The sequence below is a fragment of the Kitasatospora sp. NPDC057692 genome, assembly GCF_042799475.1.
In the GTDB taxonomy this organism is placed as follows: Bacteria; Actinomycetota; Actinomycetes; order Streptomycetales; family Streptomycetaceae; genus Kitasatospora.
Genome location: NZ_JBHVIV010000074.1, coordinates 17,080 through 37,065, shown reverse-complemented (window position 1 = coordinate 37,065; position 19,986 = coordinate 17,080). Strand labels below are relative to the sequence as shown.

The following is a 19,986-nucleotide window of genomic DNA, read 5'->3' as shown; positions in this document are numbered from 1 at the left end:
CGGCTCAGGCGTAGTGCCGGGCGACGGCGGTGGCGGCGGCCGCGACGGCCTCGCGCAGGGCGGGCGGGCCGAGCACCACGGCCTCCGGCCCCAGCCGCAGGAGGTCCCCGACGGCCACCGCCGTGCTCTCGACGGCGAGGTCGACCTCCACCCAGCCCTCGGCGTCGGGCGGTCCCGCGGTGGTCAGGGCCCGGACGCCGGCGGCGCCGAACTGCATCGGCAGCAGCCTGCGGGCCTGCGGGGAGACCCGCAGCCGGGCGGTCTGCCGGTGCAGGGCGGCGGTGAGCCGGCGGGCGGTCTCGGTCCAGTGGGCGGCCAGGTCGAAGCCGGCCGGGCGCTCGAAGACCTCCTCGGCGGCCTCGACGGCGAGCAGCCGGGAGACCCGGTAGGTGCGGACGGCCTCGCCCGGGGAGCCGGCGCCGTCCGCCGCACCCGCGACCAGGTACCAGATGCCGCCCTTGAGCACGAGGCCCAGCGGGTGCAGTTCCCGGTGCACCTCGCCGCGCCAACGCCGGTAGTGGACGCGCAGCACCCGCTGCTCCCAGACCGCCCGGGCGACCGGGGCCAGATGGGCGACCCGGTCGGCGTCGCGGAACCAGGCCGGGGCGTCGAGGTGGAAGCGGTCCTGGATCCGGCGGGTGCGGTCGGCGAGTTCGGCGGGCAGCGCGGCCTGGAGCTTGAGCTGGGCGGTGGTCAGCACGGCGCCGAGGCCGAGGTCGCGGGCCGGTCCGGGGGCGCCGGTGAGGAACAGCGCGTCGGCCTCGGCGTCGGTGAGCCCGGTGAGCCGGGTGCGGTAGCCGTCCATCAGCCGGTAGCCGCCCTCGGGCCCCCGGTCGGCGGTCACCGGGACGCCGGAGGCGGCCAGCGCCTCGACGTCCCGGTAGACCGTGCGGACCGAGACCTCCAGCTCGGCGGCGAGCTCGCCGGCGGTCATCCGGCCGCGGTTCTGGAGCAGGAGCAGCAGGGCGAGGAGCCGGTCGGCGCGCATCTCACCATTCTGGCCCCCGTACCTGACAGAAGGTGTCAGGTACGGGGGCCAGAGTGATCACCGAGCGCGCGGCACACCGCCGCGCGCCGCCCGAGCACCATCCGGAGAACGACCATGAGCGCTTCCACCACCGTCACCGGCGCCTTCGGCTACGCCGACTGGACGGAGACCCCGATCGGCCCGGCGGACACCCTGCCCCGGCGGGCCCGGGCCTCCGTCGTCAACGCCTTCACCGGCGGCATCGAGGCGGCGGCGACCGTCTGCGAGTACGTCTTCGTCTACGCCACCGAGAAGGCCGGGTCCTTCACCGGCCTGCAGCGGTTCACCGGCCGGGTGGACGGGCGCGCCGGCGGCTTCACGGTGGAGGAGCGCGGCACCTTCGAGGAGGACGGCACCGTCCGCTGCACCTTCGAGGTGGTCCCCGGCACCGCCACCGGAGAACTCGCCGGCCTGCGCGGCACCGGAGGCTACCTCTACCACCCCGGTGAGTCCCCCGTCCCGTACACCTTCTCCTACGCGTACGACCTCGGCTGAGCCCGGAGGCCGGCCGCCCGGTGGCCGGCGCTCGCGGCCGGGCAGGCCGATCCGGCTCCTTCCCGCGGTCGGCGAGGCGGCGGCGCCCTGCCGGGACGCTTCCGGGGCCGTTACCCCGGGATCCGGCCGGTGAGGAGGGAGATCCGGACGTGTTCCGGGTAGCCGGCGGCGGTCGGCGGGGCGGGCAGGGCGGCGTTCAGGCGGGCGGCGAAGGCCGGGCGCTCGGCGAGCGGCGGGAGGGAGGGGGCGGGGATGGCGGAGTAGACGGTGCCCAGGAGCTGATCGGGGGTCAGGGCGTCCTCGTACGCGATCACCTCCTCCTGCACGTCCGTGAAGCCGGCGGACTTCAACGCGTCCGCGTAGCCCTCGCGTTCGGCGTCGTCGGTGCCACAGGAGGCGGTGATCGGCCGGCCGAAGTGCTCCTCCAGCGCCCCGCGCAGGGCACGCGACCAGTCGGTGTCCTGGGCCCAGACCGGCGCGCCGTTGGCGATCACCGCGACCCCGCCGCCGGGACGGGTGCGCGGGTGGAGGGCGGCGAACAGCGCGTCAGGGCGCATCCAGTGCAGGGCGTTGCCGATCACGGTGACGCCGAGCGGGCGGTCGCCGGGCAGCAGGTCCGCGAGGGCGGGGACGTCCGCGTCGGTGCCCAGCATCCACAGCACGTTGCGCACGCCCGCCCGGTCGGCGGCGGCCCGGGCCCGGCCGAGCATGTCCGGCTCCGGGTCCATGCCGACGACGGTCCGCACGTGCGCGGCGAGCGGGAGGGCGAGTTGGCCGGTGCCGCAGCCGAGGTCGAGGGCGAGGTCGCCGATGCCGGGGTGGGCGTCCAGGCCGAAGACGCGGGCCAGGGCCTCGAAGGCGGCCGGCGGATAGCCGCGGCGGTACTCGGCGTAGTGGGCGGCGACGTCGCCGGAGAAGTCGGGGCGGGCGGGAAGGGAAGAGGTGGTCATGGCCGATACCTGCCCGCCCGGGTCGGCCGCAGTCGGCTGATCGCTGTGGGCGGACGGCCCGCGGCGGACGGATCCGCCGCAGGCCGTCCCGAAGAGCACCGGGCCGGTCGCGCTCAGACCTCGGCGGGCGGCTCGGACATGATCCGGCGCACCTCGACCGGCATGTCGAGCGGCTTGCCCTCCGGGCCGGGGGCGGCCGAGACCTTGGCCGCGATCTCGACCGCGCGCGGCTCGCCGTCGCAGTCGACGACCCACCAGCCGGCCACCCACTCCTTGGTCTCCGCGAACGGGCCGTCGGAGACCACCGGCGCGCCGCCGTTCGCGCGGACGATCCGGGCGGTCGCCGGCGCGTCCAGGCCCTGGGCGTCGACGAGTTCACCGGTGCCGGCGAGTTCGACGTTCAGGTCCCGCATGTACTGCACGTGGACCCGGATGTCCTCGGCCGGCCACTCCTCGACCTTCGGGAAGTCGACGTCCTTCGCACTGAACTGCATCAGCAGCATGTACTTCATCGTTGCACTCCTTCGTCGTCCGCAGGCTCTCACAGGAGGGTCGGAGCACGCCGGGCGTTCTCGACATCCCCCCGGAAATTCCAGGAACGGAGGCCGGCGGTTCCCCCGGCGGGCCCCGGCACGACGCCGTTGACCGGGCCCCGAGCGGCCCCTAGGGTCGGGATCCGTGCAGCGATACGACTGGCTGAAGCGGATTCAGCGCATGGACCCGGAGACCGAGTTCACCGAGATCTACCGGATCAGCAGCTGGTACGAGTTCCCCTGGGACTACACCCAGTCGCTCGGCTTCGCGCTCTACCGCACCTACGCCGTCCCCAGCATCGGCCGACTGCTCGCACGGACCGGCGAGTTCACCGGGCGGACCCAGAAGCGGTACGACGACACCCTGTTGATCCTGGAGGCGGTGGTCGAGCACGGCTTCGACTCCTCGCAGGGGCGCGAGGCGATCCGCCGGATGAACCGGATGCACCGCCGGTACGACATCACGAACGACGACTTCCGGTACGTGCTCGCCACCTTCGTGGTGACGCCCAAGCGCTGGCTGGACGACTACGGCTGGCGCCGGCTGTCCCCGCACGAGATCCGGGCGGCGGTCAACTACTACCGCGAGCTGGGCCGGCACATGGGCCTGAGCGGCATCCCGGAGACGTACGAGGAGTTCGAGCGGCTGCTCGACGACTACGAGCGCGAGCACTTCGCCTTCGACCCGGGCAGCCGGGCGGTCTCCGACGCCACGCTCGGCCTGATGGCCTCCTGGTACCCGGCGCCGGTCCGGCCGTCGATGCGGACCTCCTCGGTCTGCCTGCTCGACGACCCGCTGCGCGAGGCCTTCGGCTACCCGGCCCCGCCGGCCGCGCTGCGCCGCGCCGTCCGGACGGGGATGCGGCTGCGCGGGCGCTTCGTGCGGCTGCTGCCGCCGCGCCGCCGGCCGCACCTGGGACGGGACGGTTGGCAGGTGAAGAGCTACCCCGGGTACCCGTACGGCTACCGGATCAGCGATCTGGGGACCTTCGAGGAGAAGGGCGCCGCCGGGTCCTCCTCCGGCGGCTGCCCGTTCCCGCACACCCCGGCGGGCGGGGGCGGGGACGAGGACTGAGGACGGCACACGGAACACGGCGGACGGGACCGGAGTCCCGTCCGCCGTGTTCCGCGGAGTGGCGCCTACAGCGTGCCGGTGAGGGCCGTACCGGTGTGGCTGCCCGGCAGGGACTCGGTGGCGAGGGCCTGCGGGGCGCTCCAGCCGCCGCCGGCGAGCCGCGCGACGGTCAGGACCCTGTTGTCGGCGGTGTCGACGGCGAAGCGGACCTCGGAGTCGACGCCGGCCGCGCTGATCCCGGTGACGGTGACCTGGCCGAGGATCCCGTTCAGCGAGCGGAAGGGCTGCCAGGTGCCGTCCGCGAAGCGGATCGTGTGCTGGACGCCGGCGCCGTTGTCGGTGACGACGGCGAGGTTGACGTCCTCGCCCTGGCGGGCCATCGCCACCTCGCTGACCGGGCCGGTGGCACCGGCCGCGGCCTCGACCGCGCCCCAGGCGCCCCAGTTGCCGTCGGCGACGCGCTTGGTGTGGTAGACCTTCCCGCCCGAGACGGCGGCGACCTGGAGCTCGCTCCCGGTGCTCGCGACGGCGAGCGAGGTGATGCCGCTCAGCGGGCCGGTGGCGTCGAAGACCCGGCCGAAGCCCGTCCAGTGGCCGGCCGCGTCGCGGACGCTGTGGAACAGCTGCCCGTCGGCGAGGACGACGACGTGCAGGTCGGCGCCGATCGACGCGGCGGCCACCCGGGTGATCCCGCCCAGGTCGCCGACGTTGGTGTTGAGGTCGCCGAAGCCAGCCCAGGTCCCGTTCGCGCTGCGGACGGTGTGGTACAGGTGGCCGTTGGCGCCCTGCGCGAGGACGTGCGTGTCGCCGTTGATGCCGGCCACCGCCGAGGTGCGCACGCCGCCGATGTCGCCGGCCTTGGCCTGGACGTTCTCGTAGGAGGTCCAGGCGCCGTCCTGGAAGCGGGTCGCCTGGTACAGGTCGGCGCCGCCGCGGACCAGGGCCCGGGTCTTCCAGCCGGGCGTGGCCAGCCGGACCTGCTCGATCCAGCCGGCCAGGTCGTCGACCCGGGAGTCGACGGCGCCGGTGCGGGTCTCGGTGCTGCCGAAGCAGCCGCCCTGCCAGGAGCGGGAGGCGACGGCGACCAGCTCGACCGCGCCGCCGGCCGTCTCGCGGAGCACCGGCGCGCCGGTGTCGCCCTTGCAGACCGCGGCGCCGGCCAGGCCGGTGGTGTCCAGCCCGGTGGGGCGCACCGCGTCGACCCGGAAGAGGCCGCTGTGCAGCCGGAGCGGGGACCACTCGGTCTTGGTGCGGCCGTAGCCGGGCACCCGGAGCTGCTGCCCGGCGGCCGGCGCGGTCGAGGCGACCCTGACCGGGGCGATGCCGTCCACCGGGGTGGCCAGCCGCGCCAGGACCAGGTCCCGCGTCCGGCCGGGGTCCGGCAGCAGCTCGCCGACCTCGACGGTCACACCCTGGCCGGTGGCGGCCAGGTCGGTGCGGCCGAGGGTGACGGTGGTGCGCCACTTCGGCGCCCCGGCCACCACGGTCGCCGGCTGGGCGGGGTCGTCGGTGAAGCAGGACGCCGCCGTGACGACCCAGCTCCGGTCGACGAGGGCTCCGGTGCAGGTGCGGAAGTTGTCGCCGACGGCGATCCGCGCGGTGTACGCGTACGAGCCGTCGGCGGACGGGGTGCCGGACACGGCGCCGGCCGGGGCGACCGAGAGGTTGACGAGCGTGCCGATCGCCGCGGCCGCGGTCAGCGACCCGAGCAGGCGGGCGGAACGGCGACGAGCCGTGGGCATTTCCTTCTCCTCTTCTGCGTGGTGGAGCGAATGCGTTCGTCCAGGAATCGACGGCGGGCCGCCCGGCCAGGAGAAAGGAGGGGAATCGTCCCGACGAGGTGCCTTCGCACCCGAACAGGGACCGACCACGCATCTCCCCCGATTGCCACCGTGGACCGACCAGTCACATTGATATCACCAGCACCGGGCCGTTTCCGAGGGCCTTCGGGAAAAACTTCGTACACCCAGGATGATCCGTCAGGAAGTGTACGATTTGATCCGGTTGACGCCGCAGCCGGCCGAATCACCCGGCCCGCTCCAGGGGCGAATTCAAGCCACCGGGGAATTTCCCGCCATTCGCCCGCGCCGCCCGCATGTCCGGCGATCACCAGGGTACGGACGGGGGACGGACGGCGAAGGCCCGCCACCGCTGGTACCGGTGGCGGGCCTTCGGAGTTCCCGGGGCGGGGCGCTAGACCCCGGTGAGGTGGCGCAGCAGCGGGCCGGGGTCGTGGCTGCCGCAGGCGGTGCGGACGGCGGCGTCGTGGGCGGCGGCGAGGGCGTCGAGCCGGACGAGGCGGGTGTGGCCGACCCGGGAGAGGTGCGCGGTGATGCGGCGGCGGTCCTGCTCGTCCTGGCGCCGGTAGACCCAGCCGGCCTCGGCGAGGGCGTCCACGATGCGGCTGAGGCTGGCCTGCGGGATCAGCAGGGCCTGGGCGAGCTCGCCCATCGAGCGGCCGGCTCCCTCGGTGAGGGCGCGCATCACGCGCCACTGGTCGAGGGTGCAGCCCTCGGCCTCCAGCCGGGCGGCGAGATCGCGGGCGAGGCGGCGCTGGGCGACGGTGAGGAGCTCGATCAGCAGCGGCTGGTCGGTCGCGACGGCGGCGGGGGCGGGGGCGGGGGTGGTGGCTGGTGGTGTCATGGCCGTGTCTCTTTTCCCCGTCGCTGGTCCCGGTCACGGGCCCCGGTCGCTGGCCCCGGTCGTTCCGCCCTCGTTTGGCCGGATCGGCTGCCATGACGATACTCGCAAGCGATGAGCGCCGATGTGAAGCTGCTGGAGCCGCTCGACGCGCGGTACCTCCCCCGGGAGGCGCCCGCGCTGCGGGTGGGCCTGGTCGTGCCGCAGTCCGGGCCGCTCGGCCTGACCGGGCCGTCGGCGCTGGACGGGGCGCTGCTGGCCGCGCACGAGGTGAACGCGGGCGGCGGGGTGCGCGGGCTGCCGCTGGAGCTGGTGCTGGTGGACGGGGGCGGCGCGCCGGCCGCGGTGGCCCGGGAGGTGGCGCTGCTGCTGGACGCCGGGGCGGTGGACGCGGTGGCCGGCTGCCACTCCAGCGACGTCCACCGGGCCCTGGAGGCGGTCACCACCGGGCGGACGGCGTACGTCTACACACCGCCGCACGAGGGCGGCGACCGGCTGCCGGGCGTGTTCTGCACCGGGGCGGACCCGGCGCGGCAGCTGGACGGGGTGGTGGAGCGGCTCACCGCGCGGCACCGGCTGCGCCGGTGGGCACTGGTCGGCAACGACTACATCTGGCCGCACGCGGTGCACCGGGCGGCCGGGGAGGCGGTGGCCCGGGCCGGGGCGCGGGTGGTGCTGCAGCGGTACCTGCCGTTCGGGACGGCGGAGCGGGCGCTGGAACCGCTGCTGGACGCGCTGCGCGCGGAGCGGGCGGACGCGCTGCTGCTGAGCCTGATCGGCGCCGACCTGGTCCGGTTCAACCGGGCGCTGCGCCGCAGCGGCCTGGACCGCCGGCTGGTGCGGCTGTCCGGCGCGCTGGAGGAGAACAGCCTGCTGGCGTACGGAGGGGACGGCACCGGCATGCTGTACGCCGCGATGCCGTCGTTCGCCTCGCTCACCGAGGAGCGGCGGGTGCGGCTGGCGGAGCGGCACCGGGCGCTGTTCGGGCCGTACGCGCCGGTGCTGGACGCCTACGCGGTCGGACTGTACGACGGACTGCACCTGGTGGCGGCGCTGGCGGCGCGCGGGGAGCTGGTCGCGGACGGCGGGCTGGCGCGGTCGGCGGCGCGGCTGCTGCGCGGTGACGGCGCGGCGGTGCGGCGGGCCTGGGCGCGGGCGCCGCTGGGGCCGGCCCGCGGCGGGGTGCACCTGGCCCGGGCGGAGGGGCTCGGGTTCGCCGTCCTGCCGTAGGCCCCGGTTCCGGACGTGCCCGTTATGCGGACGACACCCCGATTACCCTTCCATTTGGAAATAACTGGCTCTAGTGTCTCCCCACCACCACGGGTCCCCTCCCCTCGGGTCCCGACTCGGGTCGCCCCGCCACGGGTCGTCACGGAAGAGAGCCCCCACATGTCCGAAGCACCCGCCTCCCCCGCCGGCATCGAGAGCTACGGCTACCAACAGGAGCTCCGCCGCTCCCTGCGGTTCACCGACCTGCTGGTCTACGGACTGGTCTTCATGGTGCCGATCGCCCCCTTCGGCATCTTCGGCAGCGTCTTCCAGGGCTCGGGCGGCATGGTCGCCCTCGCCTACGCGCTCGGGATGGTGGCGATGATGTTCACCGCCCTCTCCTACGCGCAGATGTCCCGGGCCTTCCCGATGGCCGGCTCGGTCTACACCTACGCCGGGCGCGGCATCGCGGCGCCGGTCGGCTTCCTGTCCGGCTGGATGATCCTGCTGGACTACGTGCTCGTCCCCGGCCTGCTCTACCTGATCGCCGGCGTGGCGATGAACTCGCTGGTGCCGGCGGTGCCGGTCTGGCTGTGGCTGGTCGGCTTCGTGCTGCTGAACACCGCCGTCAACTACCTGGGCGTCGAGATGACGTCCAAGGTCAACAAGGCCATGCTGATCGGCGAGCTGGTCGTGCTGGTGGTGTTCATCGGCTTCGGCGTGGCGGCGCTGGCCTCCGGCAAGGGCCGCGGCTTCGACTTCACCCCCGTCTACAACTCGCAGACCTTCTCCTGGAGCCTGGTGTTCGGCGCGGTGTCGGTGGCGGTGCTGAGCTTCCTCGGCTTCGACGGCATCTCCACCCTCTCCGAGGAGAACCGGGACTCCACCAAGGCCATCGGCCGGTCGATGATCGCCGCGCTGCTGCTGGCCGGCTCGCTGTTCATCGTGCAGACCTGGATCGCCTCGCTGCTCGTCCCGGACCCCGGCGCGCTGATCGCCGACGGCGACCCGGACGGCACCGCCTTCTACGACGCGGCGCGGGTCGCCGCCGGCGGCTGGCTCGCCACCGTCACCGCCGCCGCGACCGCCGTGGCCTGGGGTTTCGCCAACTCCCTGGTCGCCCAGGCGGCCACCTCCCGCCTGCTGTTCGCGATGGCCCGCGACCGCCAGCTGCCCGCCTTCCTCGCCAAGGTCCACCCGCGCCACCGCGTCCCGGTCAACGCGACCCTGCTGACGGCCGGCGTCTCGCTCGTCCTCGGCCTCTACACCGCCTCGCGCGAGGACGGCATCACGCTGCTGTCCACGCTGGTCAACTTCGGCGCGCTGACCACCTTCCTCGTCCTGCACGTGTCCGTGGTCGTGCACTACGTGTTCCGCCGCCGCAGCCGCGACTGGTGGCGCCACCTGATCGCCCCGGTCATCGGCTTCGCGATCCTCGCGTACGTGGTGATCAACGCGGACATCGCCGCCCAGCGGCTCGGCTTCGTCTGGCTGGCGATCGGCGGGCTGGTGCTGACCGGGCTGCTGCTGTCCGGCCGCCGCCCGAACCTGGCGGCGGTGGCCGCCGACGCGACCCCCGACCCCTCCCCCCGCAAGGAGCACCCGTGAACCTGCCCGACGTCGTCACCCTCTCCCCCACCCCCGAGGACTACGCCTACACCTTCGGCGGACGCGCCCCGCTGGTGACCGTCCAGCCCGGCACGATCGTCGAGCTGACCACCGAGGACTGCTTCGGCGGCCGGGTCCGCGACTTCGCCGACCTGCCGAGCGCGGTCTGCGAGTTCCCCTACCTCAACCCGGTCACCGGGCCGATCGCGGTGGCCGGCGCCGAGCCCGGCGACACGCTGGCCGTGCACTTCGTGGAGATCACCCCGGCCCGCGACTGGGGCGTCTCCAGCACCTTCCCGCACTTCGGCGCGCTCACCACCACGCATTCCACGGCGATGCTGCACGCCCCGCTGGAGGAGCGGGTCTGGGTGTACGAGCTGGACGTCGCGGCCGGCGTCTGCCGCTTCCGGGCCCGCAACAGCGACTTCACCGCCGAACTCCCGCTGGACCCGATGCACGGCACGGTCGGCGTCGCCCCGGCCGGTGGCGAGACCCTGATGTCGATCACCCCGGGCGCGCACGGCGGCAACCTCGACACCCCCGAGATGCGGGCCGGCACCACCGCCTACTTCGGCGTCAACGTGCCCGGCGGACTGCTCGCCATCGGCGACGGCCACGCCCGCCAGGGCGAGGGCGAGGTGTGCGGGACGGCGGTCGAGACGGCGATGCGCACCACGGTGGTGATCGACCTCATCAAGGGCGGCGGTCCGGCCTGGCCCCGGCTGGAGAACGACCGGTACCTGATCTCCACCGGCTCGGCCCGGCCGCTGGAGGACGCCTTCCGGATCAGCCAGCACGATCTCGTCCACTGGAGCGGCGGGTTGCTCGGCCTGGAGGTGCTGGACGCCTACCAGCTGGTCAGCCAGGCCGGCCTGGCCCCGGCGGCCAACGTGTGCGACACCAACTACACGATGGCCGCCAAGCTGCCCAAGTCCCTGCTGGGCCGCACCCGGGCGTACGACGGCCTGCACGACCGGCTCCGGGAGGCCGGCGCCGCCTACCTCCGGGCGCGTTGAAGAGCGGTCAGGATCCCCGGGCAGCGGATCCCCGGCTGACTCCCGGCTGACTCCCGGCCCGGCCGGCTCCCGGTTCCTTCGAAGCCGCCGTCGAGGCAACTCCCCTGCCCCGACGGCGGCTTCGCCCTGTCCGCCGGGCGGGCGGGCCCCGGCCCGATGCCGCCGGGCGGACGCGCCGCCGCCGGACTTGAGGTTGCCGCAACGGCAGCCACTACCGTCCTGGCCAGGGCCGGACGGACCGGCCCGGTGAACGACGTGGGGGAGAGCGGAATGGCTGCCTGGCCGATCGCCGAGGTCGCCCGGATGTCCAAGGTGACCGCCCGGACGCTGCGGCACTACGACGAGATCGAGCTGCTGCCGCCCGCCGGGATCGGCGCCAACGGCCACCGCTACTACGAGGAGCCGCAGCTGCTGCGCCTCCAGCAGATCCTCGTGCTGCGGGCGCTCGGCCTGGGGCTGTCGGAGATCGGCCGCGTCCTGGCCACCCGGGTGGACGAACTGGAGGCGCTGCGCGGCCACCACCGCCGGCTGCTCGCCGAGCGCGACCGGCTGGACGAACTGGCCGCGACGGTCGCCCGCACGATCACCGATCTGGAGCGATCCAGGAAGGACGGTACGGCCGTGACCGCGATCAACCGGCCCGAGAACCTCTTCGAGGGGATCCGGGCATCCGACTACGACGAGGGCGTGGGCGCGTTCCCCGGGCTGGCCGAGGCCACCCGGCGGGCCACCGCGGAGCTGACCGCGGAGGAGGTCGAGGCGGGCCAGCGCGAGCGCACCGCGCTGATGATCAGGCTCGCCGAGCTGATGGCCGCCGGAACTCCGGCCGACGCCGAGCCGGTGCAGGCCGAGATCGCCGCGCAGTACCGGGCGCTCACCGCGATCCAGCCGGTCCCGCCGGCGGAGTTCCGGGCGATGGGGCGGGCCTGCGTGGAGAACGAGCCGTGGCGGGCGGCGTACGAGTCGATCGCCCCGGGGCTGGCCGCGTACCAGCGGGACGCGATCGAGGCGTACGCGGCGACGCTGTCGGCCTAGCCAGGCGGCCCCGCCGGGGGCCGGGCGGGCGCGGGCGGGTGGACGGGACCCGCTCGCGCCCGCCTCCGCGGCGCCCGCCGCCCTCGCCCGAACGGGTGATCTAGGCTGGTGGGGTGACTCTTCTCGTTCGCCGCCGCCACGTGGACCTGCTCCGCGTGACCAGCATGTCCTGTCGACGCTCCGGCTGAACCTCGCACCCCCTCACCCTCAGCGCGGCCCGCAGCGGCCGCGTCCCCCCTCCCGGCCCCGGGCACACCCGCCGCACCAGGCGCGTCCCGGCGTCCCCGGTCACCACCGGAGCCGGCCGGGACGAGACCCAGCGGATGTCACCCATGACGCAGCAGTACCACTCCACCAGCCCCGTCGGAGCCCCCGCCGAGGCCCCTCTCGACGCCCTTCCGGTGATCGACCTCTCGCTCGCCGGCGGCAGCCCGGAGGACCGCACCCGCCTGCACGACGGGCTGCGCGCCGCGGCCACGGGCGTGGGCTTCTTCCAGCTGGTCGGCCACGGGATCACCCCGGCCGAGACGGCCGCCCTGACCGGGGCCATGCGGGCCTTCTTCGCCCTCCCCGAGGCCGACCGCCTCGCCGTCGCCAACCTGCACTCCCCGCACTACCGCGGCTACACCCGCACCGGCGACGAGCGCACCGGCGGCAGCCGGGACTGGCGCGACCAGCTCGACATCGGCGCCGAGCTGCCGCCGCACGTGCCCGCCCCCGGCGAGCCGCCGTACTGGTGGCTGGAGGGCCCCAACCAGTGGCCGGCCGCGCTCCCGGAGCTGCGGACCGCCGCCCTGGCCTGGATCGACCGGCTCGGCGCGGTCGCCCGCACGCTGCTGCACGAACTCCTCACCGCGATCGGCGCCCGCCCCGACTTCTACGACCCCGCCTTCGCCGGCCACCCGCACCTGCGGCTCAAGCTGGTCCGCTACCCGGGCACCGCGCCCGACGGCGCCGCCCAGGGCGTCGGCGCGCACAAGGACTACGGCTTCATCACCCTGCTCCTGCAGGACACCGTCGGCGGCCTCCAGGTGGAGCGCCCGGACGGCACCTTCCTGGACGTCCCGCCGCTGGAGGGCGCCTTCGTCGTCAACCTCGGCGAACTGCTGGAGGTGGCCACCGACGGCTACCTCAAGGCCACCAGCCACCGCGTGGTCAGCCCGCCCGGTGCCCGCGAGCGCTACTCCGTCCCGTTCTTCTACAACCCGCGCCTCGACGCCCACGTCGAACCGCTGGACTTCCCGCTCGCCCACCACGCCCCCGGCGCCACCCAGGACCCGGCCAATCCGCTCTACGCCGACTTCGGCTTCAACGAGTGGAAGGGCTACACCCGCGCCCACCCCGAGGTCACCCGCCGCCACCACCCCGACCTCGCCGCCTGATCCGCACCGCGACCCGCCACGCCGCGACCCGCACCGGGCCCGCGCTCCCCCGCGGAGCGCGGGCCCGGGCGCGTCCGGGGCCGGTGCGGGGCCGGTGCGGGGCGCGGACGGAGCTTGGACCGGAGCGTGGACCGGGTGGGACAGCGGTGTCACACTGCTGGTGTCACAGTGACGGTGCTACGGACGGGAGGCGGGGGTGGAGGTGCGGCTGACGGTGGACGAGTTGGCGGCGCGGGCGGGGGTGACGGTGCGGACGGTGCGGTTCTACGGGACGAAGGGGCTGCTGCCGCCGCCGGTGCTGGGGGCCCGGCGGGTGGGGTGGTACGGGGCGGAGCACCTGGACCGGCTGGGGCTGATCGAGGAACTGCAGCGGCAGGGGCTGACGCTGGCCGCGATCGAGCGGTACCTGGCGCGGCTGCCGCGCGACTCCACGCCGCTGGACCTCGCGATCCACCGGGCGCTGGTGGCGTCGTGGACGCCGGAGGTGCCGGAGGAGGCGGGCCGGGAGGAGGTGGAGCGGCGGGCCGGGCGGCGGCTGTCGGAGGAGCAGCTGGACCGGCTGGCCGCGATGGGGGCGCTGGAGCGGACGGCGGATCCGGAGGTGTTCCGGGTGGACCCGGGGCTGCTGCCGCTGGGGGTGCGGATCCTGGACGTGCCGATCCCGCTGGAGACGCTGCTGGCGGCGCGCGCGGTCGTGGTGGAGCACAGCCGGGCGACGGCCCGGGAGCTGCACCGGATGTTCCGGGAGACGGTGTGGAAGCCCTACCGGGAGAGCGAGCCGGCGCCGGACGACGTGGAGCGGATGAAGGCGCTCACCGACCACATCCAGCCGATGGTGGCGCAGGCGCTGGTGACCGCGTTCCAGCGGTCGCTGCGGGAGGAGCTGGGCGAGGCGGCCGCCGAGGAGCGGCGGGCCGCCCCGCCCGGATGAGCGCCGACCGGTGAGCCGGCCGCCGATCAGTCGGTGAAGGTGCGGCCCTCGGCGGCGATCCGCTCCAGCAGGGCGGGCGGCGCGAACCGCTCGCCGTACGCGGCGGCGAGCTCGCGGGCGCGCGCCGCGAAGCCCGCCGGGCCGCCCGGGTAGCCGTTGACGTACTGGAGCACGCCCCCGGTCCAGGCCGGGAAGCCGATGCCGAGGATGGAGCCGACGTTGGCGTCCGCGACCGAGGTGAGCACGCCCTCCTCCAGGCAGCGCACCGAGTCCAGGGCCTCGCTGAACAGCATCCGCTCCTTGAGGTCCTCGAACGGGACGGCGACGTCCGCGCGCGTGAAGTGCTCGCGCAGGCCCGGCCAGAGGCGGCCGCGCACGCCGTTCTCGTCGTACTCGTAGAAGCCGGCGCCGCCGCTGCGGCCGGGGCGGCCGAACTCGTCGACCATCCGGTCCACCACCGCGTCCGCCGGGTGCGCGGTCCACTCGCCGCCGGCCTCCTCGACGGCCCGCCGGTACTCGTCGCGGATCCTGCGCGGCAGGGTGAGGGTCAGCTCGTCGAGCAGCGCGAGCACCTTGGCCGGGTAGCCGGCCTGGGCCGCGGCCTGCTCGACGCTGGCCGGCTCCACGCCCTCGCCGATCATGGCGACACCCTCGTTGATGAACTGGCCGATCACCCGGGAGGTGAAGAAGCCGCGCGAGTCGTTGACCACCACCGGGGTCTTGGCGATCTGCCGGACCAGGTCGAAGGCCCGGGCCAGCGCTTCGTCGCCGGTCTCCGGACCGCGGATGATCTCCACCAGCTGCATCCTGTCGACCGGCGAGAAGAAGTGCAGGCCGATGAAGTCGGCACTGCGCCGCACGCCCTGGGCGAGCAGGCCGATCGGCAGGGTGGAGGTGTTGGAGCAGAGCAGGGCGTCGGGCGCGACGACGCCCTCGATCTCCTGGAACACCTTGTGCTTCAGCTCGGGGTTCTCGAAGACCGCCTCGATCACCGCGTCGCAGCCGGCCAGGTCGGCGGCCTCGGCGGTGGGGGTGATCCGGGCGAGCAGCGCGTCGCGCTGCGCCTCGGTGCTGCGCCCGCGCGCCACCGCCTTCGCCAGCAGGCCCTCCGAATAGGCCTTTCCGCGCTCGGCCGCCTCGCGGGTGACGTCCTTGAGCAGCACCTCGATCCCGGCCTTGGCGCAGGCGTACGCGATGCCGGCGCCCATCATGCCGGCGCCCAGCACGGCGACCTTGCGGACCGTCCGCTTCTCCACCGAAGCGGGCCGTCCGGCGCCGGAGTTGACCGCCTGGAGGTCGAAGAAGAGCGCCTGGATCATGTTCGTGCTGGTCTGCCCGCAGGCCAGCTCGGTGAAGTAGCGGGCCTCGACCACCATCGCGGTGTCGACGTCCACCTGGGCGCTCTCGACGGCCGCCGCGAGCACGTTGCGCGGCGCCGGATAGGGGGCGCCGGCCAGCTGCTTGCGCAGGTTGGCGGGGAAGGCGGGCAGGTTGGCGGCGAGGGCCGGGGTGCTGGGGGTGCCGCCGGGGATCTTGTAGCCCTTGACGTCCCAGGGCTGGACGGGCGCCGGGTTGGCCTCGATCCAGGCCCGCGCCCGGGCGGACAACTCCTCGGGGGTGTCGACGAGTTCGTGCACCAGCCCGTGTTCGAGGGCCTGCGCCGGCCGGTACTGGCGGCCCTGCAGCAGGAACTTCAGCAGGGCGTCGGTGATGCCGAACAGCCGGACGGTCCGGACGATCCCGCCGCCGCCGGGGAGCAGGCCGAGGGTGACCTCGGGCAGGCCGATCCGGCTCGCGGGGGTGTCCAGGGCGATCCGGTGGTGGCAGGCGAGGGCCAGTTCCAGGCCGCCGCCGAGCGCGCTGCCGTTGACCGCGGCGACGACCGGCCTGCCGAGCGTCTCCAGGGTGCGCAGGGCGCGCTTGATCCGCATCGACTTCTCGAAGACGGCGGCGGCGTCCTCGGGGCGGGCCGCGGAGAGCATCCGCAGGTCGCCGCCGGCGAAGAAGGTCTTCTTGGCGGAGGTGACGACCACGCCGCACAGCCCGCCGTCGGCGGCGAGGCCGGCCAGCCGGGCGACGACGGCCTCGAAGTCGGCGGTGAACGCCTCGTTCATGGTGTTGACGGACTGGGCGGGGTCGTCGAGGACGAGGGTGACCACGCCGTCCCCGTCCTGCTCCCAGCGGATGGTGGTGGTGTCGCTCATGGGTTCGGAACTCCGGAGGAGGTGAGGAGGAGGACGGGGGTCAGACGCGCTCGACGACGGTGGCGATGCCCATGCCGCCGCCCACGCAGAGGGTGGCCAGGCCGTAGCGCAGGTCGCGCCGCTCCAGCTCGTCGACGAGGGTGCCGATCAGCATCGCGCCGGTGGCGCCCAGCGGGTGGCCGAGGGCGATGGCGCCGCCGTTGACGTTCACCTGCTCCGGGGAGAAGCCCATCTCGCGGATGAAGCGCAGGGCGACGGCGGCGAAGGCCTCGTTGATCTCCACCAGGTCGATGTCGGCGGCGGTCAGCCCGGCCTTGGCGAGCGCCTTGCGGGTGGCGGGCGCGGGGCCGGTGAGCATGATCGTCGGCTCGGAGCCGGAGACGGCGGCGGAGACGATCCGGGCGCGCGGCCGCAGCCCGTGGCGCTCGCCGACCTCCCGGTTGCCGATGGCGACCAGGGCGGCGCCGTCGACGATGCCGGAGGAGTTGCCGGCGTGGTGGACGTGGTCGATGGCCTCCACCCAGTGGTACTTCTGCAGGGCGACGGCGTCGAAGCCGCCGGCCTCGCCGATGGCGGCGAAGGAGGGCTTCAGCCCGGCGAGCGTCTCGACGGTGGTGCCGGGGCGGATGAACTCGTCGCGGTCCAGCACCACCAGGCCGCTGCGGTCGCGGACCGGCACCACCGAGCGGTCGAACAGGCCCTCGGCCTGGGCCTTGGCGGCGCGGGCCTGGGACTCCGCGGCGAAGGCGTCGACGTCGGTGCGGGAGAAGCCCTCGATGGTGGCGATGAGGTCGGCGCCGATGCCCTGCGGCACGAAGCCGGTCTCGTAGGCCGTCATCGGGTCGGCGAACCAGGCGCCGCCGTCGGAGGCCATCTTCACCCGGGACATCGACTCGACGCCGCCGGCCAGGACGAGGTCCTCCCAGCCGGAGCGGACCTTGGCCGCGGCCAGGTTGACGGCCTCCAGGCCGGAGGCGCAGAAGCGGTTCTCCTGAACGCCGGCGACGGTGTCGGGCAGCCCGGCGGCGATGGCGGCGATCCGGGCGATGTCGGAGCCCTGGTCGCCGACCGGACTGACCACGCCGAGCACGATGTCGTCGATCGCCGCCGGGTCCAGCCCGGGGAAGCGGCGGCGGAGCTCGTGGATCAGGCCGACGACCAGGTCGATCGGCTTGGTGCCGTGCAGGGAGCCGGTGGCCTTGCCCCGGCCGCGCGGGGTGCGGATCGCGTCGTAGACGTACGCTTCGGTGGTCACGGTGGGGAGCCTTTCGGGGCAGCGGGGTTGGCGCCGGAGACCGGTCGGGGGTTCGGTCGGACTCGGGGGTTCGGTCGGACTCGGAGGCTCGGTCGAGCTCTCGGGTTCAGTCGAGCAGGGAGCGGCCCACGATCTCCTTCATGATCTCGGTGGTGCCGCCGTAGATGGTCTGGATGCGGCCGTCGGTGAACGCCCTGGCCACCGGGTACTCGGCCATGTAGCCGTAGCCTCCGTGGAGCTGGAGGCAGCGGTCGGCGGTGCGCTTCTGCAGCTCGGTGGCCCACCACTTGGCCATCGAGGCGTCCGCCGGGGTGAGCGCGCAGCGGTTGTGCTCGGTGATGCAGCGGTCCACGAAGGCCCGGGTGACGGCGCACTCGGTGGCCAGTTCGGCGATCTCGAAACGGACGTGCTGGAGCTTGGCCAGCGGTCGGCCGAACGCCTCGCGCTGCTTGACGTAGGCGGTGGTGATCTCGACCAGGTGCTCGGCGCCGGCGATCGCGGCGGCGGCGATGGTGAGCCGCTCCTGGGCGAGGTTGCGCATCAGGTACAGGAAGCCCTGGTTCGGCTCGCCGAGCAGGTTCCGCTTGGGGACGCGGACGTCGTGGAAGAACAACTCGGCGGTGTCCTGGGCCTTCTGGCCGATCTTGTCGAGGTTGCGGCCGCGCTCGAAGCCTGGCGTGCCGCGCTCGACGACCAGCAGGCTCAGGCCGTGCGCGCCGCCCTCGGGGGTGGTGCGGGCGACCACGACCACCAGGTCGGCGAGGATGCCGTTGGAGATGAAGGTCTTGGCGCCGTTGAGCAGGAAGTGGTCGCCGTGGTCGACCGCCCGGGTCCGGATGCCCTGGAGGTCGGAGCCGGTGCCGGGCTCGGTCATCGCGATGGCGGTGATCAGCTCGCCGGTGCAGAAGCCCGGCAGCCAGCGGCGCTTCTGCTCCTCGGTGGCGAGCGAGGTGAGGTAGGGGCCGATGATGTCGTTGTGCAGGCCGAGCGCCAGGCCGGAGGCGCCGGCCCGGGCGAACTCCTCGGCCAGCACGGCGGCGTAGCGGAAGTCCGCGGTTCCCCCGCCGCCGTACTCCGCGGGGACGGCGAGGCCGAGCAGGCCCTGCCGGCCGGCGGCCGACCAGGCCTCGCGGTCGACGATGCCGGCCTTCTCCCAGCGGTCGTAGTGCGGCAGCACCTCCTTGGCGAGATAGGCCCGGACGGTGGTCCGGAAGTCCTCGTGCTCGTCGGTGAAGAGGTCGCGTTGCACGGCAGGCTCCTTGGCGGGGTGGGCGGTTCAGGCGGTCGGCGGCGCGGCGAGGCCGGGCACGCCCCAGTCGGCGGCGACCCCGGCGGTGTCGGCGCCCGGCCGGGCCGGCGGGCGGCGCAGCGCGCCTGGGGTGGCGGAGAACCGCGGGGCGGGGGCGGGCTGGGTGACGCCGTCGACCTCGACGTACGTCGCCCGGCTCGCCAGATGCGGGTGGACGTGCGCCTGACGCATCGTCAGCACCGGCTCCACGCAGGCGTCGGAGCCCGCGAAGACGGCCTCCCAGTCGGCCCGGGGGCGGTCGGCGAAGCGCGCGGCGATCCGGGCGCGCAGTTCGGGCCAGCGGGCGGTCTCCCACTGGCCGGGCGCGTCCGGGCCGAGTTCCAGCAGCCGGGCGAACTCGGCGTAGAACCTCGGTTCCAGGGCGCCCACCGCGAGGTGGCCACCGTCGGCGGCCGGGTAGACGGCGTAGAACGGCGCGCCGCCGTCCAGCAGGTTGACCCCGCGCCGGTCCTGCCACCGCCCGCCGGCCAGCAGCCCCTGGAGGACGGCGGTGAGGTGGGCGGCGCCGTCGACGATGGCGGCGTCGACGACCTGGCCGGCCCCGGTGGCGCGGGCGTGGTGGAGGGCGGCGAGCAGGCCGACGACCAGGTAGAGCGAGCCGCCGGCGTAGTCGCCGAGCAGGTTGGCGGGCAGCGCGGGCGGCCCCTCGGCGGCGTCCGCGGCCGGCGGCGCGACCAGGCCGAGCGCACCCGACACCGCCGTGTACCCGATGTCGTGCCCGGCCCGGGCGGCCAGCGGTCCGTGCTGGCCCCAGCCGGTCATCCGCCCGTAGACCAGCGCGGGGTTGCGGGCCAGGCAGGCCTCGGGGCCGACACCGAGACGCTCGGCGACGCCGGGCCGGTAGCCCTCGATCAGCAGGTCGGCGCGGGCCGCCAGGTCGAGCACCAGGCCCGGCCCCTCGGGGGACTTGAGGTCGACGACCACCGAGCGCTTGTTGCGGCCCGCGACGTCGTACGGCGGGTCGATGCCGAGCGGCGAGGGCTCGGGCCGGTCGACCCGGACGACGTCGGCGCCGAGGTCGCCCAGCAGCATCGCGGCGAACGGCCCGGGGCCGATTCCGGCGAGTTCGACCACGCGGACGCCGGACAGCGGTCCGCCGCCCCCGCCGTTGTCAGGTTCGGGCGCCACTGCCCCTCCGGGGGTCGACGAAGTCTGACAGTAAAGCTGTCACACTCGCGATGATAGGGAAGCGACCGTTCAGTAACAAGACCTTCGGGCCCGGCGCGGACGGGGCGCGAGGGCGAGGAGTTCTGGGGCCCGGACCACTCCGCCGTCACCGGCCGCCGGGGCGACCCGATGCGCGGCCTGATGAAGGCG

General features: G+C 74.5%; 17 protein-coding genes. 8 read left to right on the top strand and 9 right to left on the bottom strand.

What is annotated here, in order from left to right; translation table 11 throughout:
- Positions 1-4 precede the first annotated feature (4 nt).
- A complete protein-coding gene (locus ACFVFS_RS31480; RefSeq protein WP_380628228.1) occupies positions 5-988 on the bottom strand; it encodes a helix-turn-helix transcriptional regulator in 984 nt (327 codons plus the stop codon).
- A 114-nt stretch (positions 989-1,102) separates the two neighbouring features.
- Here ACFVFS_RS31480 and ACFVFS_RS31475 point away from each other — a divergent pair, with 114 nt between their 5' ends.
- On the top strand, positions 1,103-1,522 hold the full coding sequence (locus tag ACFVFS_RS31475) for a DUF3224 domain-containing protein (RefSeq protein WP_380628227.1): 420 nt from the start codon (positions 1,103-1,105) through the stop codon (positions 1,520-1,522).
- Positions 1,523-1,632: 110 nt separating this feature from the next.
- Here ACFVFS_RS31475 and ACFVFS_RS31470 read toward each other — a convergent pair whose 3' ends face one another.
- Both ACFVFS_RS31470 and ACFVFS_RS31465 read right to left on the bottom strand, forming a co-directional pair.
- Positions 1,633-2,472 (bottom strand): class I SAM-dependent methyltransferase, encoded by an 840-nt coding sequence (locus ACFVFS_RS31470; RefSeq protein WP_380628226.1) that lies wholly within the window; start codon positions 2,470-2,472, stop codon positions 1,633-1,635.
- A gap of 113 nt (positions 2,473-2,585) precedes the next feature.
- Positions 2,586-2,984: a YciI family protein gene (locus ACFVFS_RS31465; RefSeq protein ID WP_380628225.1), complete on the bottom strand. Its 399-nt coding sequence runs from the start codon at positions 2,982-2,984 to the stop codon at positions 2,586-2,588.
- A 166-nt stretch (positions 2,985-3,150) separates the two neighbouring features.
- Between ACFVFS_RS31465 and ACFVFS_RS31460 the strand changes: the two genes are divergently transcribed.
- The gene (locus tag ACFVFS_RS31460; protein ID WP_380628224.1) at positions 3,151-4,080 is read left to right on the top strand and encodes an oxygenase MpaB family protein; all 930 of its coding nucleotides are present in this window, start codon (positions 3,151-3,153) and stop codon (positions 4,078-4,080) included.
- Between the two features lie 65 nt (positions 4,081-4,145).
- Here ACFVFS_RS31460 and ACFVFS_RS31455 read toward each other — a convergent pair whose 3' ends face one another.
- Both ACFVFS_RS31455 and ACFVFS_RS31450 read right to left on the bottom strand, forming a co-directional pair.
- On the bottom strand, positions 4,146-5,822 hold the full coding sequence (locus tag ACFVFS_RS31455) for a trypsin-like serine protease (protein WP_380628223.1): 1,677 nt from the start codon (positions 5,820-5,822) through the stop codon (positions 4,146-4,148).
- A 451-nt stretch (positions 5,823-6,273) separates the two neighbouring features.
- A complete protein-coding gene (locus ACFVFS_RS31450) occupies positions 6,274-6,723 on the bottom strand; it encodes a MarR family winged helix-turn-helix transcriptional regulator (RefSeq protein WP_380628222.1) in 450 nt (149 codons plus the stop codon).
- Between the two features lie 111 nt (positions 6,724-6,834).
- Between ACFVFS_RS31450 and ACFVFS_RS31445 the strand changes: the two genes are divergently transcribed.
- The 6 genes from ACFVFS_RS31445 (at position 6,835) to ACFVFS_RS31420 (ending at position 13,901) form a co-directional block, all read left to right on the top strand.
- A complete protein-coding gene (locus tag ACFVFS_RS31445; RefSeq protein WP_380628221.1) occupies positions 6,835-7,950 on the top strand; it encodes a substrate-binding domain-containing protein in 1,116 nt (371 codons plus the stop codon).
- Between the two features lie 159 nt (positions 7,951-8,109).
- The gene (locus ACFVFS_RS31440) at positions 8,110-9,537 is read left to right on the top strand and encodes an APC family permease (protein WP_380628220.1); all 1,428 of its coding nucleotides are present in this window, start codon (positions 8,110-8,112) and stop codon (positions 9,535-9,537) included.
- Positions 9,534-10,553: an acetamidase/formamidase family protein gene (locus ACFVFS_RS31435; RefSeq protein ID WP_380628219.1), complete on the top strand. Its 1,020-nt coding sequence runs from the start codon at positions 9,534-9,536 to the stop codon at positions 10,551-10,553. Before ACFVFS_RS31440 ends, ACFVFS_RS31435 begins: the two co-directional genes overlap by 4 nt.
- A gap of 270 nt (positions 10,554-10,823) precedes the next feature.
- Complete coding sequence (locus ACFVFS_RS31430; RefSeq protein ID WP_380628218.1) at positions 10,824-11,588, top strand: MerR family transcriptional regulator; 765 nt, start codon at positions 10,824-10,826, stop codon at positions 11,586-11,588.
- 332 nt (positions 11,589-11,920) lie between these two features.
- A complete protein-coding gene (locus tag ACFVFS_RS31425; protein ID WP_380628217.1) occupies positions 11,921-12,970 on the top strand; it encodes an isopenicillin N synthase family dioxygenase in 1,050 nt (349 codons plus the stop codon).
- Positions 12,971-13,166: 196 nt separating this feature from the next.
- Positions 13,167-13,901, top strand: a complete 735-nt coding sequence (locus ACFVFS_RS31420) for a MerR family transcriptional regulator (protein ID WP_380628216.1) — start codon at positions 13,167-13,169, stop codon at positions 13,899-13,901.
- 26 nt (positions 13,902-13,927) lie between these two features.
- Here the strand turns inward: ACFVFS_RS31420 and ACFVFS_RS31415 are convergent, their stop codons facing one another.
- The 4 genes from ACFVFS_RS31415 to ACFVFS_RS31400 all read right to left on the bottom strand — a co-directional run bounded on the left by ACFVFS_RS31415 (position 13,928) and on the right by ACFVFS_RS31400 (position 19,797).
- Positions 13,928-16,105, bottom strand: coding sequence for a 3-hydroxyacyl-CoA dehydrogenase NAD-binding domain-containing protein (locus ACFVFS_RS31415; protein ID WP_380628215.1), 2,178 nt, complete (start codon positions 16,103-16,105; stop codon positions 13,928-13,930).
- A gap of 40 nt (positions 16,106-16,145) precedes the next feature.
- Complete coding sequence (locus ACFVFS_RS31410; RefSeq protein ID WP_380628214.1) at positions 16,146-17,360, bottom strand: acetyl-CoA C-acetyltransferase; 1,215 nt, start codon at positions 17,358-17,360, stop codon at positions 16,146-16,148.
- Positions 17,361-17,466: 106 nt separating this feature from the next.
- Positions 17,467-18,609, bottom strand: a complete 1,143-nt coding sequence (locus tag ACFVFS_RS31405) for an acyl-CoA dehydrogenase family protein (protein ID WP_380628213.1) — start codon at positions 18,607-18,609, stop codon at positions 17,467-17,469.
- 27 nt (positions 18,610-18,636) lie between these two features.
- Entirely contained in the window at positions 18,637-19,797 is a 1,161-nt protein-coding gene (locus tag ACFVFS_RS31400; protein WP_380628212.1) for a CaiB/BaiF CoA transferase family protein, read from the bottom strand.
- Positions 19,798-19,986 lie beyond the last annotated feature (189 nt).